The organism is Acinetobacter sp. FDAARGOS_515, assembly GCF_003938865.1.
In the GTDB taxonomy this organism is placed as follows: Bacteria; Pseudomonadota; Gammaproteobacteria; order Pseudomonadales; family Moraxellaceae; genus Acinetobacter; species Acinetobacter ursingii.
This window is the reverse complement of the sequence record NZ_RKIX01000003.1, coordinates 1404025-1419545: the sequence shown is the minus strand read 5'-3', so window position 1 is coordinate 1419545 and position 15521 is coordinate 1404025. Positions and strand designations below refer to the sequence as shown.

The window sequence follows — 15521 nt, the reverse complement described above, 5'->3', positions numbered from 1 at the left end:
AATAAGTTAAAATATTTTAATTTTAAAAAAAGTCTCAAAGATGTAATTACTCTTTGAGATTTACAGTTAAAATTTTAATTTGATTTTGTTGCTTTTAAAACACCTATTGTCTCACACCCCAATGTTAAGGAAATACATTTTAGATTAATATTAAAAACCGCTTTAAAGGGAGAAACTTTTCCATCTGTATAAGTTTTAACATTTGCCAGATACGCATACTGTCCTTTCTTAGCATCATAAGTTACCTGATCACCCATAAGTAGATCTGTTTTCTCATCACCATCTTCACTGTCAGATAGTATTACGGGTATTTCAGTGAAATTATTATTTTTTATATTATATAAAAAAGCAGAGACTCTATTTCTTTTGAATGGAATTTTAACATAGTTAACAGTACTTAACTCTCTCATTCTAAAAGCTAAAATAGCTTTATCATGATATAGTAAGGCTAAGTCAACATTAGACTGCAAAGGCACTGCCGTCCTTAAAACATCATATACATCCTTACCATTTAAGACTTGGATACCATATTTTTCAACGTATAATTAATATTTTTTGTTTTATTAATATCACAAAAATCTCTCAACATAATCTTCAAATTAGGATTAATGGCAGAATATTTATTATATGCTCCCATATATTCTATAGGTGAGTTAACTTGAGTAGCATCTTGTAAATAATCATCCCAAAGGGCATTTTCTTTGGCATTACAAACATTAAAAGAAATACCCCATGCAACCATTACTTTTAAAAAAAATAATTTATTCATATATACATTAATTTATAAAAACAATATTAATAATTCCTATCTAACCATTTTTTAATTTCAGCTATAGTTTTATAATTGTAATAAACTCTATCTTCAACTTTCCCATCAAAACCTTCTGCATTAGCACCCAAAATATTTGTTATATTTTTCAAAATCATACTATTAGGTTCACTAATTTGATAAAGGTTTACTTGATACATCCTGCCTTCCATTTGAGGAGTACAACAATAAGATGCTGAATTAAGTGTAATTAACAATGGTGGTTTTTTTGTCTTTGTCTTATAAACACTAACTGCTAAAAGCTCAGGACTTTCTTTAGCAGCAAAATCAGAATACTCCCCCAGAAATACTTTATTATTTTGACTTCCAATATAACTTTTTAAGTATAAACCATTATCAGAGTCACAAATGTAATTATAAAATTTATAATCATTTTTTTAAAAACACTTAAGTTTATCACCTCTTTTATACTACATTGATCTTTTGCAAATAAATTCCGGGAATATGCAAAGGATAAAAAAACAAGTAGAATAAAAATAAGATATTTTCTCATTTAAAATCCTATATCAACCAGATGTTAATTTAAAAAACCCACATACCTTTTAGTACTTTCTTAGAAAAGAAATACGTTCTTTTGTCATTTCATTTTGACATGCTATCGCTTCAAAATGACTTTCTCTCCCATATTCATCTTCGTTAGCCACACAGAGTGCTTCTTTCTTCTTAATCCAGTTCCTTTGAGATACTTTTAACTTTCCTTTTGCCTCTTTAGAAAGTTTAGAAAGTTTATTTTGATAAACTGAGTTTAGCTCTTTATCATTTTTTTTGTAATCAATTAAATAACAATTCAATATATCATTAAAAACAGTACTATCAGGTTTACAAGTCAGAATTTCTTTATCTGCAAAAACACATGAAGAGATAAAAATAGTTGAAATGAAAATTTTCATTTTTTTATTTATAGCAATCACATTTAAGCCCTTTTTCAAAAATTTTAGCTTCTTCTCTACGACGTATTCCTACACCACTGTTGCCTTTTGGTCCAGTTTTATTCCAAAGTTTTGACATATCTCTCAAAATTTCAGGAATTTCTTCGGGCTTATTATTTTTTAAAGCATCTCTAATTTTTCGCATATGTATACGTGTTAAACCTTTTTTAGGCGGTTTGGGATCTGCCAAACCTGGTCCTCGATTAAAAACTAAAGAGAGTAATACACCTTGGCAATGAGGATGTAAATTTAATGTCTCTGGATAAATTGATAAGACTTGATTTGCATAACGTGTTTTTAGCAAAGTTGCTAACTGTAATGCGTTACTTTTAGTAATAGTGATATCTGATAATTTATTTATAAAACGCTGAGCCTCAGCTCCCTTTTTTCCTTGTGCAGTTATTAAGCGTTCTATTTGTTCTACCGTATAAAAACTTGCTAAATCTTGCTGGATTTGTGATTTAGATTGCTGTCCTAAATCATACCCTATAGCAATAGTAACACCACTCGAATCATCTCCTGGATGATAAGGTCTTGCCTCATATCTTTCAAATTCCAAAATCTTTTTCCACATTTCCATAGAAATAACATACGGACCAGGGGTGCTATTAAATGACACTATCTCTACTACACACTCGGGTGGGCAATCTTTTCCTTGAATATTTTTATTAATCTCTGGATCATTAGGTGCTGTAGTACCTTTGGTTACATCCACATCCAAACGTAGCTCAGCAGGTTTGTTTTTTATTCGTGTCGCCATATAAGACTGAGGTTTCAATGGCTTCCCATCAGGCTTATACACTGTAAATTCCAGTTTTTGCCCAACCATACTTTGTAGGGGCAGTCTCCCATTCGATATACTGTAAAGCTGCTTCTTACCACTCTCTACGACTAACATTTCTATATTGGTTTTTTCTACAACATAGTCCTTACCATCCCTATCTAAGATTTTAATATCTGATCGACTTAAAAATTTTGCATAAGGTTCATCTAACTTAATCGGAATTGGTTGTGAGTTTCCATTGCCAGAGTTTATTGAACTTTTTAAAACAAATTGATCATTAGATGCCAGTACTAAAACTTCGATATCTCGATTAGGTGAAGACTTCACCTCTACAATACCCTGATCATCAGTGAGTTTATCCGGCGAATTGCCTTTACCTTTCGGTATTGATTGAATAGGAAAATTTTCCATCACTTTCCCGTTACTATCCACTACCTTAAAAAAGGTACTCACAATCCCTTTCGTAGATGTAGGCTGTTTGATCTGTCTATATTCATCAATAGTTTTAGGTAGGTGGACTTTTATAGGATTTACTTCTGATGAAGATACCGAAGAGTTTATAGTTTTAAATACGGTATATTCTTTTTGATTAGGCGGTTTTGCGAGTATCTCCACTGTTCTGTTGGGCGAAGCCTGAAATACAAACAAGCCTCTTGGATCAGTCTTTTGAGTATTTGCCTTGGATGAACCTGCGTATCGAGATTGCACATTTAAATTGATGATACGGCTTCCAGACTTATCATAGAATTTAGTTGTAATGGTGATTAAGTTGCTCATTGCTTAGAATCCTCTTCCGTATACACCTCATCACTTTCTTCTTGAAGCGCCTCTTCTAATAGCTCATCAATATTCTCACTGTCAGGCACATCCTGCTTTAATCGTGGAATATCCGAATTAAAAATGAGTGCGGTAAAGTCCATTGCTTGTGGTGTATGGAATCGTAATGAACTCATGTTATTGTCATGATCAAGTTGATCCGTTTTTGTTCTTATTAAGCGATTACTCTCACGATCTACAATAAAAATCTCTTTTTGACCTTCTGATTTTATATTCCAATTATAGTTAACCTGATTACTAAACAATGTTTTGACCGTAGGTAAACTTATTTTAGGAATAACAACATTTGCCCCAGCAGTAAACAAATGCTGCCCTGCTTTGCTCTCAAACTTACCCCCTGTCGTTGAAAAAACACCGTTAGCATTAATCTTCAACTGAGAACCACCCGCTGTTAGTACAATCTCTTTAGGACTGGTAATTTCAATCTTATCTTCAGTGGAAATCAGTTTAATCACTTTCTTAGCAATCGCCTCAATCGCATCATCCTGCGCCTGCAACTCCAATTTCCCTTTCGCTGCATAAGCCCTAAAACCCTTTTGTGCGGCAAACAAACTGATCTTGTGCTGTGCATGCCCAATAATATTCTTCTATGCGCTCAGATTGATTGAACCACTGGCACTCTCGGCAATATCCTGAGAGGCCTGTAAGATAATATTTTCAGGTGTAGTTAATGCAATGCCATTCGGTGATGCCAACAACATCAACGCCTGTCTAAAAATCTTGCCTTGCTGTTTGCTGTTTGCTGTTTGCTGTTTGCTATTTGCTGTTTGCTGTTTGCTGTTTGCTGTTTGCTGTTTGCTGTTTGCTGACAAAAAACCCGAACTAAGCAAAGTTTGGGTTGATTTCAAGTATTTACGAGAATATAAATAAAATTATCATTTTAATTGTACTCGTTTTTCTTTATTACCTTCCATATAAGTTAAATTATAATTCTTATCGATTAATACATTTTTAGTTGCTGGGATAAATTTCTTTTCTTCTACACCAAAAGCATTAATGATTAAAATAGCAAGTTGTGGACCCTCATCCTCATTATCTTCAAATGGTGAAATAATGATTTGTTTACCACTTTCTGTTTCTGGAAGAACAATACCATCCCCATAACTTGGAGAAATAGATGGATAGAATTTTATCAAATTAGATGAGCTCACCAAATTTACTTTAGAACAACTATTTATATCTTTCTTTAAAAGACATTTAAAATGATCAACTGAATTGTAAGGTAAATATGTTACAACTAGACCATGAATATTTTTTCTTCTTTCGAAGTTTTTTCAGCTGTTAAAAATGATAATCTAGATAAATACTCATCTCTATAACATTGATTTCTAACTAGACCTGCACCTTCCCCAGCTATATGGCTTATTTTTTCTTCACAATTATTTTTTATTTTTTTCACCCATTTATCATAATCATTTTCTTCTCTATTTTTTTCATTATCAAGTTTAATAATTAATTTTTTATTTTCCTTTTCTATACATTGTATACTTTCATAAACATTATTTTTATTACAATTTACTGACGAACTATCCGCACATGCTGATATTGCCGAACCAAATGTTACCAATACCAATCCTGCGCCAATTACATATTTACTAGACATATTAAATTCCTTTTAAATTTTTAGGGAGAACTATTAAAAAAGGTTTTAGCATTTTATTTCTTAGTTCAGTCATAGTACCATGAGCATGTATAGCCGTTCCATTACCAAGTATCATACCTTTTTTACTGCTTCATCATGAAATTTATCTACCCATACCTTTCTATTTTTTGCATTTAAATAACATTTATTTTCATAGTTTATGATCTTCTCCAATGATGGAAAGTTTACCATCTGCTCTTTCTATAAGATAGCTATTAATAAAATCCCTAATCATCGTACTTACATGCAATATTGGCATTTTCTCAACACTACCATAAGAGTCTAAACTTTTAGGACCTGTAATTTAAGAAACTATCTATCAGCATTGACTACACTTTTGACACTATTTCCCCACACCCCAGACTAAGTTCTATTAAAAATAGTATTTATAATACCAAAAACTTGATCAAAAATATTTTTGAAAAATTTCACTTCAAAATTACTATTAATTTAAACCAACCACTTTTCAATCTTTTATTTTAAAATAATACATCCCAACTCAATTATAGTATATCAAATCAACACTAAATTACTCTTATTTCAAATTTCTTTTTAATAATTTTCTATTTTTATCCTTATAAGTTATTACTCCGAATTTATCAATTGAGTAATGATCACCTATTTTCCCTACATCCAGTGCAGGTTTTATTTTTATTAAATAAAATTCAGAACTAGAGTCCTCATCTGTTTCTATATACTTTTCAGCTATAGAATAAAATCCACCTTTAAGTTCAGGTAGGAATCTGAATGTATCTGCATTTAATGAATATATTTTAGGATTATCAAATACATTAAATAAATCAGGAGATATTTTCTTTAACTCAGATAAAGAATATTCGCGATTATTTGACCTTTCAATCTGCTCACATTTTTTAATTGCGTTTTTCTCGGCACATTTAGAGAAAGAATCCGAAGAAACTGGTAATTTTATTTTATTTATCAGATTATTAGAACTATGACCATCATGTTTCTTTACTTCACTCTCCAACTCAACTCTGGATTTAAAATCAAAACTTCCATTATGATATACATAGCAAGTTTTCACTGCGGTATAAGAGTTTCGATACTGATTAAAATTTCCACTTAGGCAAAATAAATTGTTATTTGATGAGAATTCTATAGGCTTAACACTTGACATCACACTCAATGAAGCTGGAAAAGTAAAAACCTTAAGGCTTTCTAAGTCGATAACAGCAAAATAAAAATAGCTTTTTTCTTTAAAACCCATTAAAAACTTATTTTTATCAAAATTTGATACTTTATTTTTTAAAATATTATTATAATCTTTTAATCTTTCTTTAGTACAAAAATCCACTTCATCAAAATCAATTGAACAGTCTTCGACATCAATTTTATTTATATTCTTTGCTACAGACGTATTACTTGAACATCCTAAAATTGATAAAATTACAAGTACAGTTGAACTAATAGATACATTTTTCATTATTACCATTTCCACTACAATTTATTTCGGCTCATCAATTCAGGACTTGGTTCTTAAAAATCCATTGATTTTTTTAAAAACTAAAATAGTACCACGTAAAACTTATAATTACACAAGACTAAAATTATCGTTTCATATAATTTATCTTATCAACCACACAAATTAAACCAGTATAATTAAACATAGAGTCAGCTGAATATAAACCTTTGTTTTGTACATTATTTGTGTGAGTTTATTATATTCAATTTTATATTTCACATCTAAATAATTCAACTGAATTTCTTTTATCTTCTTATACTCTTCACCCTCTTCTTTTAAATAAAAATCTCTAGTAGTTGGTAATAAAATAATATCATATGGATGTACTTTATTTTGTTCATCTATACTTTTTTATTTAGTATATAACCTGTTAAGATTGTGGTACTATCACTCGCATTTGCTTGTGTTGTGATAAAAATATAATGTTTGCCATTATGGCAAAAAAAAGCGTTTATTTTTAGGTTAATCATCATGCTCTCAATTTTTACTAATTTATCTCCCTCATTCCACTCTCTCCAATTTAACATCCTTTTAACAAGTATCATCATAGATAAAGAATTGATTGTTTATTTTTCAAATTAATAATTTTAGAGAGATTCTAAAAACTAAAACCCCTCTATCCTTGATCTATTAAGCACATCCTTCCATTAAAGTTAAATTATTATCACCAACTTTGATACCTACAATATATCCACTTTCAATATCATATCGTGTTCCCATTTTCTTAGTGTTATCATTCCAATCAATTAGAGAATAATCCTTTTTTGGATCACCATAAGGATTTCTCCTCTTATCTAAACCTTTTTTATTATATTTTTCATATATTTTTTGTTCTGAATCTCCTATCTTAATACCATTATAAGATGCTCTCGTATTATCCATAGATGAAATAATTGCAATTTTATTATTCATAATCTGGAATTCGACATCATCATTTCGAGTATCTTTTGCAATAAAACAATCACGTATACGACTGTCCTCAACCTCCTTCAGATTCTGGGCTTTGTCTCCAATTTTGAAATTTTCAAAACCATTTTTAGTGAAGCCACCAATAGTACTTCCATCATTTTCAAAAGTATTACATGCGGAAAATAAGAAACAACAACATATCAAATTTAAAAATTTTATATTTTTAAAACTACTACTGAAAAACATTATGCATCCTCTATATTAGGGTTAAAATCATGCAAGTGAACATGATTATGGTGCCCACTCCAATTTTTTGAATGTGGTAACAATATATTCCCTTTAATTTTAACAGGATTGGAACCAAACAATTTATATCCAAATTTATATAATGCATTCACAAAGCTTACATTTTTATCCCAATCAAAGTGCTTATGACTAGTATATGTTAGCTCACTCATATGTCTGTTATTAATTGCAATATATCTAAAGTCACCATTTTCGCCATTTAGATGAGAAACACTTTCTCCTGGTGAACCATCTCGGCAACTAAATCCTGAACCAGTATACTCAGCATATCCAAGGCTACATATAGCACCTAATACAGCTGATAAAGCCGTCCCTGAAAGATAATATCGTCCATCATCGCTATCTATTCTCCATAAATAACCAATATTTCCCATTTTATATTGCTTATGTTTTCTTTGATCCACTAAATATACTGAGCCTGTCCCTTTTTTACCTTTACTAGCCCATCTATTAGCTACATAAAAACTTGATTTCCCTAAATTATGAGTCTTACCATTCTGGTCATAATAAATAACCTGAATCGCGTATAAGAAATTACCTTGAAAAATATAAGAGGACTAGAGCCATCAGTTAAGTTACCGCCCCAAACTCGCGGCTTTAGTCCTTATGTTCGATAGTACCTAATTATTCTGTGTAATTGATGATTTATTTCTTAAATTTGAAGCAACTTATTGGCAATTCTTTAAGCAAAGCCATCGTTTCTCAAGAAACCGAACAGCACACTTGATTATTTAACAATACAATCAAACACTTAGCCTTATAAAAAATATTCATTTTTCGAGAAATTCTTTTTCTACTAGGCTAAAAAACACTCAATCCTCATAGCAATCTATATGATCTTTAGAAAACAATCCAATGGAATCAATCTTCTCAACTTGACTAGCAGTATAAATATAATAAAATTTAGAATCCTGTGAAATCAACTTGTATTCGTAATAAAAACCTCCTTCTTGATTATCCATTTTATTAATCGATTTTAATTTAAATAATTTTTTTAATCTTGCTCAACACTTATTCTATTCTCATCTATAACCTTTGGATTAGTTATATTCACAGCAATTACAAAACCTTTATTACTAACATCTAAATTCGTTTCATTATTATCAATAATAATTTTTTGAATTTTCACAACCTATTATACTACCAATATCTTTGTAGTTCTGAATAACAATATCATCTTTATATTTTCTTAAAATATCTTCTAAATTACCCCCTAAAGAAATTCAATTTATTATAATCCATTCTATCTTTACCTAAAGCATGAACTTCGTTTTTTGCACAACTAACTAACAATATTAGTGATAGAAATAAACCAGCCTTTTTCAAAATTAAATATCCTCTATATAAGCCGAAAGCCCTTGCAAATGCAAATGCAAATGCAAATGCAAATGCAAATGCAAATGCAAATGATTATTATGCCTCGTTTTTTACTTTTTAACTAAAAGCACCTTGGAAAAAATAATTACTTTTCAATCCCGCAGTTACATTAGTAAAATATTCACATATGATTAATTTAGAACGCCCCCATCCAAAGCTTATGAAATTATTTAAGTGAAACACTTCTCATTACTCTTTGCACTTATACACCTAGATAGAATTTCTAAGGATAAAAACACAAATAACTTAAATTTTATTGTCATACCAATTAACTACCATGTACTCTCCAATTTAAATATTAATTTTATGCACAACTAAAATTTAATAAAATTATTACTCCTCATAATCATTACAATCAATTTCCTTATTTTTTAAGTTTTCATCAGTTGTATAGCCAATTTTAAAATTTAAATTTAATAAATCTTCTTTTCTAAAAACCTTAGGAACAATATTCCAAACATTTTTTCCATCAGTGACAAAGACCAAATTAAATTCTGGGATTTTATTATTATTAGTATCAACTTGATACTCCACAGAAAATTCATTTTTTTTCTTACCAACAATGTTATATATGCGTGGTTCATTTAATTTTTGATCACAAGCCTGATATATATAAATCCTATTTTTTAAAATTCTAATTGTACTTTCACCGCAATAACACCCACCCACTTCTAACTCTTTTATAACACCATTTTTATATTCAAATGGTTTTATTAAGTTTTTCTCCAAACTATCAAAATTCAAGTATGATTTTCTTAAATCTTTAATTTTAGAATTATTAAACTCACTTAAACATTTATAATTTTCATTATTTGCTTCTTTTCCATTAAATTTACATCTTAAATTTCTATTTTTCAACCAAGAGCGTTGAGTATTCACAAGATAGTTAACTTCATTTTTATTACTACTGATATATTTTTTTATATCTAAATATGTACTATTTAGATCATATTCACTATTGTTATATACTGTTTTATCATCTAGTTGTTGTGACTTATAATCTGCAGCATTTGAGCAAAAACTCAAACTAAAGACTAATAGAAAATTTAAAAAATTAAGATTAATGCCTTGCATCGTATGCTCCTTTAATAAACAATTGATATTCACTATTACGTCTTTTAGTTAAACCGATATCTGGAACTTTTTTTCCATTTACAGTTATTTTATTTATATCTAACATTTCTTCAGGTCCATCTTTATAATTACTTTCATTAATAAGCTTACATAATTTTGGGGCTTTACTAGCAATATTCCCGATATTGAATGCTAAAGATACTAAAGCATCAAATTCATATTGATATAGAGGAACTTTAATAGCTTTTTTGACATAAGTTTCATGTTTCAAAACATCTTCTTCAAAATAAGTTTTAGCCTGAGATATTGAGATAAAATCTTTTAAAGCCTTTTTACCTAAAGCTTTACATGAAGATTGACCTACGAGATGCCCCCAACCAACTGTACAATACCCTTTAGAATCATCGTAATAGTATGTTCCTTGCCCATCAGGAGTTAAATATTTTCCTTCCCATTCTTGAACAAAGAGTCTTGCATTTGCACTTGTTGTTAAATTGTTTATAAGTATTCTATTTCCAATGGATTTCTCAGAAGTAGTTTGAGGCAACTGTAAATCAAAACTATTTCTATATCCCTCTAACAATATTGCTAAAGGATCAGCTATATCATCACGTCTCGAATAAACCCCGTGTTCTTTTATTGTAAGATTTGATGCATCATCTAATGAAAAACCATTGCCTGTAAAATATTCAAAATGTAGCATTGAAACATTATGCGCTGTTTTTCCAGCAATAGGTATAGCAGCTGGTCCATTCTTATTTTTCATTACACCTGTTTTGCCCAATATTTGGCCTTGCTTAACGGAATCCCCCACTTTTAATGTTATTGATTTTGGATCTAATTCACCATACCTAATTATAAACTCTCTAGCATCTTCAGTTTTATGCCTAATACTCAATTGATTAGTTTGTAGATAGAATTCTTGCGAAGCTATTACTTTACCTGGTGCTATAGCAACTACTTCAAAACCATTTTCTGCTTTACTGACAGGTTTACAATTACTATATAAATCTCTTCCCGCATGCTTTCTATTACTACTTCTATTTCTTCCAAATATTGCCATTGAAGCATTAGTATCATTGAGTTTAGCTCCCCAATAATAATTTGATAACTCTCCATCAATATCATTAATAGGCTTAACTTTAAATGGAAAAATAATGCTAGGTTTATGATTCGTTAAGTCTTGCTTCGGGCTTCCTGTCATTTGGCTTTGCACATCAACATTATTCAATTGCGGAAGACTCAAGCCAAGCAATTGATTTTTGATATAATTATAAGCATCTTCAGCACCAATATCAGGCATTAAATCAGGTAATTTAGCCAATGAACCAAACCAATGATCATCTTTTCCACCATCGTTATTTTTTGCGCTACTATCATGGAGGTTATGATTATTATTTGAACTTTTTCTCGACTGAGAACTTTGATGGCTAGTTGAATTTTGGCTTAGCTGAGAACTTTCCTTATTTAATGGTAATTTTAGAATCTGACCGTCCCATATCTTATTTGAATTCTTAATTTTATTTATTCTCTGAAGCTCTTCAACATTAGTATTATTTTCTTTTGAAATTTTTAGTAAAGTATCACCTTTTTTTACTTTATATGTCTTTCTAATATAATCACCAGAATTACCATTTTCTCTTAGCTGTGTTTTTATTAACAATGAAGGACTATATAACTTTACAATGGCATAGCTTTTCTCAAGGCGAACTTTGTTTATTAATTGCATTTGATTTAAAATATTTTGAAAATATATATCAAGTACTACCCCTTTACTCCTATTAATATCAACAATTGCACCCTTAGAATTTGTTAATCCTTCAGCTATTAAATTATTACCATTTTTTACTTGATATCGAGCATTTTTAATTGGATAGCCCAATAAGTCTAATAAAATAAAGGTTACCAAACATTTACTTTTCACTTTTATCTACCCCTAAAGTCAAATCCTCATCGCCCCATTCTTCTACGATAACGTCCCAAAACTCTTGCTCCTTTCCAATTAAAAACTTTATATTTAAAGGCTCTTCATTTAAAATCTTTCCTGTACGTCCATGCTCATCAAATTTCCCAGATATAAACGAATTTGTTTCTGGCATAAAAGCTTTATAACTAAGCTGACTAAAATCATTCTCCCAAAATAAATCATAAACATCCAACTTATTACTATACACAGCACTATTAGGAAGCTGTGGTACCTCATATGAAACTTTAGCGCCACTCACAAACAAATGCTGACCAGCCTTACTCTCAAACTTCCCACCTGTGGTTGAAAACACACCATCGGCATTAATTTTGAGTTGCGACCCACCCGCTGTTAGTACAATCTCTTTAGGACTGGTAATTTCAATCTTATCTTCAGTGGAAATCAGTTTAATCACCTTCTTGGCAATTGCTTCAATCGCATCGTCATGCGCCTGCAACTCCAATTTCCCTTTTGCGGCATAAGCCCTAAAGCCCTTTTGTGCAGCAAACAAACTAATCTTATCCTGCGCGTGTCCAATAATATTCTTCTGTGCACTCAAATTAATTGAACCACTGGCACTCTCAGCAATATCCTGAGAGGCCTGTAAGATAATATTTTCAGGCGTAGTTAATGCAATTCCATTCGGTGATGCCAACAACATCAATGCCTGTCTAAAAATCTTGCCTTGTTCTTGTTGCTTGGCATCGGAACTACTTTCCAGACCTTGGGTATAACCTTCCATAAAGCCTTGTAATGAGCTCAATGCTATAGAGGGGGTAATTTCTAGCTTGCTACCCTTGCTAAAAGTCCCACAACTACTCATCAATTCAAAGTCTTTAATATCGACATTGGCTAAAACTTTTCCAACTTCTTTAATACTTTCAAACGGGTTCTGCTGAATCCGATCTTTAATGCTGGCAAGCTTACCTTTAATAGTATCAGCACCATGTTCTTCTACGTTTTCAATGAATTCTTTTAAGTTTTCTACCGCATCTTTGGCATCACTAAAGAACGCATTGAACTCGTCTACTGCACCTTTCGCATCTCCACCAAGCGCACCAATATCCTCAATGAAACCACCGCAATCTTTAAGGGCATGGATAGGATCATTATTCATGCCTTCTTTAAATAGACTTAAAGTGTTGTCCAGTGCTTGACCTGTAGTTTTAAGCTCTAATGATTGAATAAATTTTGGTAAGCGATTAATCACATTCAACGCATCAGTCTGCTGCTTTGCAGCAATTTCACTGAGCATTTTCATATTGTCATAGCCCTGTGACAATAATGATTGTGCTTGAGCCGCTTCCAAATGATCAGCAATCGCCTGTTCCTGTGCATAAGTACTAATCAGCATTCCCTTACCTGCACGCACAGCACCATATTGATCGGTTCTCAGTTCAAAACCTTCACCACGCCCTTGACTGATTTCTTGTTGTTTAGGGTGACTTAAATTACCCAGATTTAATTGACTGGCACCATGACTACTATGTAACTGGGTACTAATCTGTCCAGTAGTATCATCAAAACGAAGCTGGTTAAAGCCTGAGCCTGCGACTTCTTGTGAACGAATACCACTCAAATTTCGGGTTGCGGGCAATTGTCCTTTTACATCAAATTTTGTGGGTGAACGTTGCGCTTCATGGATTCGACCCGTTACAAATGGTCGATCGACATCGCCATCAAAAAAGTCAATGACGACGAGTTCTCCTACACGGGGTAGAAATCTTGCTCCATATCCTTCGCCAGCCCACGGTGTCAGTACATCGACCCAAGCAGAGTCTGCGTCATTCTCATTGGCACCTGCGCCACCATCATGCACATGATCCTGATCTCGGGTAAACAGAAAACGAACTTTGATTCGCCCCCATTCATCGACATAAATTTCCTCATTTTCTGGTCCAACCACACGCGCACGTTGTGGATAAACTGATGGTCGATGCTGCAAAGGTTGATATTCAGGGACAACTTTAATCTGACGGCGTATTAGGGTTAGCTCATTGCCTTGGCGTTCATCCTTTTGCAATGAGGACAATGTCGTTCTGGACATTAAGCGTTCAAATTGTTGTTGAATATCTTTTGGTAAATTATTCTGGTTATAAAAGCGTTTTTCATAAATCAGAAATTGCCGATCACTTCCCGTGTGTTGGTCAATTTCTGGATGTCCTGTGAGTTCAAACCAGTAACCGACTTGGGCATCTCTTACCATCGTTTGGGCTTTAAAATATTTAGCATGTATTTCCTGATAGGCGCTTAAATTTTGATTCAGCCGCTCAATCTGCTCCGAACCTGAAGTCGTTGCCTGATCGGCTCCAGTCAGATCTGAAGTCCATGCGGCACTCACAGACCAAGCCTGTTCAAGGCTTAGGCTTTCATTGTTATACTGATCGCTGTACAGATGCGCGCTTAATACGGAACCACTACCTTCATCCTGAGTCAGACCATCCGCTTGCCAACGTTGTACATAAGCCGCTGTTGATTGTAATTGGCGATGTGCAATCAAACTGGTCATACTGTCAAAATATTCTGTGGCATGACTACGGTGAAAACGAATCACACGACGACTCATAGCGGTAAAATGTTGTTGATCATCGATCAAACGTAGTTTCTGTGGCTCAATATCGTGTAGCGTATGTACAACAATATTGTTTTGTTCATCAATTAGCCAATTAATTCCCTCACTACGCCATAAACGGGTTAGAAAGTCATGATCCGTCTCATTATTCTGCATAGTAAAGGGACGAATATCATAGTTTTGACCAAGCCCACTCAAATCAAGCGTCAAACTTGCAGCAAATAAGCTGCTTTTAGCTTGCCACTCTTTAAATAAAATTTCCGTAATTTCGGGTACACTTTTATTCATAAAGACACGGCTATTTCGTCGTTTATGCCAAAGTGCGGTCGGGTCTTGTACAGTAAGTGTATAAAGGGCCAATGCACCATCACTCTGACCTTGACTGGCTTGTGTAATGATCCCTGAAGTTCGTGAAAATTGCCCCAGATCATTGATCTGGTCGACTGCGACCTGACAGCCAATAAATTGTTTTAGTGCAATGTGTGCATTATTTGACAAACATGTGAGCTGAAGATTTAAGCCATCATTGAGCGCATGATGTCCGTCAATACGCTGTAAAAAAACCTGAGTATTGAGTAAGGCGTGACTAAATTGCACATGGATGGCGCGTTTTAAAGTGCCAAAACCCGCCTGTTCCAAAATACTATAAATATTATTTAACATCATCTTTCTTCATTTTTAGTTTTATTGATATCAATCGCGCGTAAGTTTAAAAAATACAGACCGTATCGTCTAGTTTTTTTTATTTTTATTCCATAAAAAAAGAGCCGAAGCTCTTTTTTGTGAATGTAGTGACTTTAATCACTAACCTTC

At 32.3% G+C, this 15521-nt stretch carries 11 protein-coding genes and 4 pseudogenes; 1 reads left to right on the top strand and 14 read right to left on the bottom strand.

Features of this window, described 5'->3' with window-relative positions; translation table 11 throughout:
- Positions 1 to 74 precede the first annotated feature (74 nt).
- From EGS47_RS18640 to EGS47_RS08155, 10 genes and pseudogenes are all read right to left on the bottom strand, one after another.
- Positions 75 to 769 (bottom strand): annotated as a pseudogene (locus EGS47_RS18640) (hypothetical protein).
- Positions 770 to 795: 26 nt separating this feature from the next.
- Positions 796 to 1322 (bottom strand): annotated as a pseudogene (locus EGS47_RS18515) (hypothetical protein).
- Positions 1323 to 1371: 49 nt separating this feature from the next.
- Positions 1372 to 1719, bottom strand: a complete 348-nt coding sequence (locus EGS47_RS08195) for a lysozyme inhibitor LprI family protein (protein ID WP_228711797.1) — start codon at positions 1717 to 1719, stop codon at positions 1372 to 1374.
- Between the two features lie 4 nt (positions 1720 to 1723).
- Positions 1724 to 3319 (bottom strand): pesticin C-terminus-like muramidase, encoded by a 1596-nt coding sequence (locus tag EGS47_RS08190; RefSeq protein WP_125269529.1) that lies wholly within the window; start codon positions 3317 to 3319, stop codon positions 1724 to 1726.
- Positions 3316 to 4113, bottom strand: a pseudogene (locus EGS47_RS08185) (DUF2345 domain-containing protein); the annotation flags it as partial. The gene EGS47_RS08190 and the pseudogene EGS47_RS08185, both read right to left, overlap by 4 nt.
- A gap of 141 nt (positions 4114 to 4254) precedes the next feature.
- Positions 4255 to 4530 (bottom strand): hypothetical protein, encoded by a 276-nt coding sequence (locus EGS47_RS18635; protein ID WP_228128592.1) that lies wholly within the window; start codon positions 4528 to 4530, stop codon positions 4255 to 4257.
- 86 nt (positions 4531 to 4616) lie between these two features.
- Positions 4617 to 4982 carry a hypothetical protein gene (locus EGS47_RS18630; RefSeq protein WP_005001633.1) on the bottom strand — a complete coding sequence of 122 codons (366 nt, stop codon included), beginning with the start codon at positions 4980 to 4982 and terminating at the stop codon, positions 4617 to 4619.
- Positions 4983 to 5556: 574 nt separating this feature from the next.
- Positions 5557 to 6465, bottom strand: a complete 909-nt coding sequence (locus tag EGS47_RS08170; protein WP_005001632.1) for a hypothetical protein — start codon at positions 6463 to 6465, stop codon at positions 5557 to 5559.
- 669 nt (positions 6466 to 7134) lie between these two features.
- Positions 7135 to 7659 (bottom strand): hypothetical protein, encoded by a 525-nt coding sequence (locus tag EGS47_RS08160; RefSeq protein ID WP_005001629.1) that lies wholly within the window; start codon positions 7657 to 7659, stop codon positions 7135 to 7137.
- A complete protein-coding gene (locus EGS47_RS08155) occupies positions 7659 to 8093 on the bottom strand; it encodes a hypothetical protein (RefSeq protein WP_005001628.1) in 435 nt (144 codons plus the stop codon). The genes EGS47_RS08160 and EGS47_RS08155 overlap by 1 nt, the downstream gene beginning before the upstream one ends.
- Before the next feature lie 232 nt (positions 8094 to 8325).
- Between EGS47_RS08155 and EGS47_RS18625 the strand changes: the two are divergent.
- Positions 8326 to 8451: pseudogene (locus EGS47_RS18625) on the top strand (IS982 family transposase); the annotation flags it as partial.
- A gap of 262 nt (positions 8452 to 8713) precedes the next feature.
- Here EGS47_RS18625 and EGS47_RS18790 read toward each other — a convergent pair.
- From EGS47_RS18790 to EGS47_RS08125, 4 genes are all read right to left on the bottom strand, one after another.
- Positions 8714 to 8848 (bottom strand): hypothetical protein, encoded by a 135-nt coding sequence (locus EGS47_RS18790; RefSeq protein WP_265596798.1) that lies wholly within the window; start codon positions 8846 to 8848, stop codon positions 8714 to 8716.
- A 581-nt stretch (positions 8849 to 9429) separates the two neighbouring features.
- Positions 9430 to 10170, bottom strand: a complete 741-nt coding sequence (locus tag EGS47_RS08135; RefSeq protein WP_005001623.1) for a lysozyme inhibitor LprI family protein — start codon at positions 10168 to 10170, stop codon at positions 9430 to 9432.
- Positions 10157 to 12094 (bottom strand): glycoside hydrolase family protein, encoded by a 1938-nt coding sequence (locus tag EGS47_RS08130; protein ID WP_005001622.1) that lies wholly within the window; start codon positions 12092 to 12094, stop codon positions 10157 to 10159. The genes EGS47_RS08135 and EGS47_RS08130 overlap by 14 nt, the downstream gene beginning before the upstream one ends.
- Positions 12084 to 15371, bottom strand: a complete 3288-nt coding sequence (locus EGS47_RS08125) for a type VI secretion system Vgr family protein (protein WP_005001620.1) — start codon at positions 15369 to 15371, stop codon at positions 12084 to 12086. The genes EGS47_RS08130 and EGS47_RS08125 overlap by 11 nt, the downstream gene beginning before the upstream one ends.
- Positions 15372 to 15521 lie beyond the last annotated feature (150 nt).

Coding starts and splice junctions, on each gene's coding strand:
- EGS47_RS08195 (WP_228711797.1), bottom strand. CDS start 1,719: ATGAAAATTTTCATTTCAACTATTTTTATCTCTTCATGTGTTTTTGCA.
- EGS47_RS08190 (WP_125269529.1), bottom strand. CDS start 3,319: ATGAGCAACTTAATCACCATTACAACTAAATTCTATGATAAGTCTGGA.
- EGS47_RS18630 (WP_005001633.1), bottom strand. CDS start 4,982: ATGTCTAGTAAATATGTAATTGGCGCAGGATTGGTATTGGTAACATTT.
- EGS47_RS08170 (WP_005001632.1), bottom strand. CDS start 6,465: ATGAAAAATGTATCTATTAGTTCAACTGTACTTGTAATTTTATCAATT.
- EGS47_RS08160 (WP_005001629.1), bottom strand. CDS start 7,659: ATGTTTTTCAGTAGTAGTTTTAAAAATATAAAATTTTTAAATTTGATA.
- EGS47_RS08155 (WP_005001628.1), bottom strand. CDS start 8,093: ATGGGAAATATTGGTTATTTATGGAGAATAGATAGCGATGATGGACGA.
- EGS47_RS08135 (WP_005001623.1), bottom strand. CDS start 10,170: ATGCAAGGCATTAATCTTAATTTTTTAAATTTTCTATTAGTCTTTAGT.
- EGS47_RS08125 (WP_005001620.1), bottom strand. CDS start 15,371: ATGTTAAATAATATTTATAGTATTTTGGAACAGGCGGGTTTTGGCACT.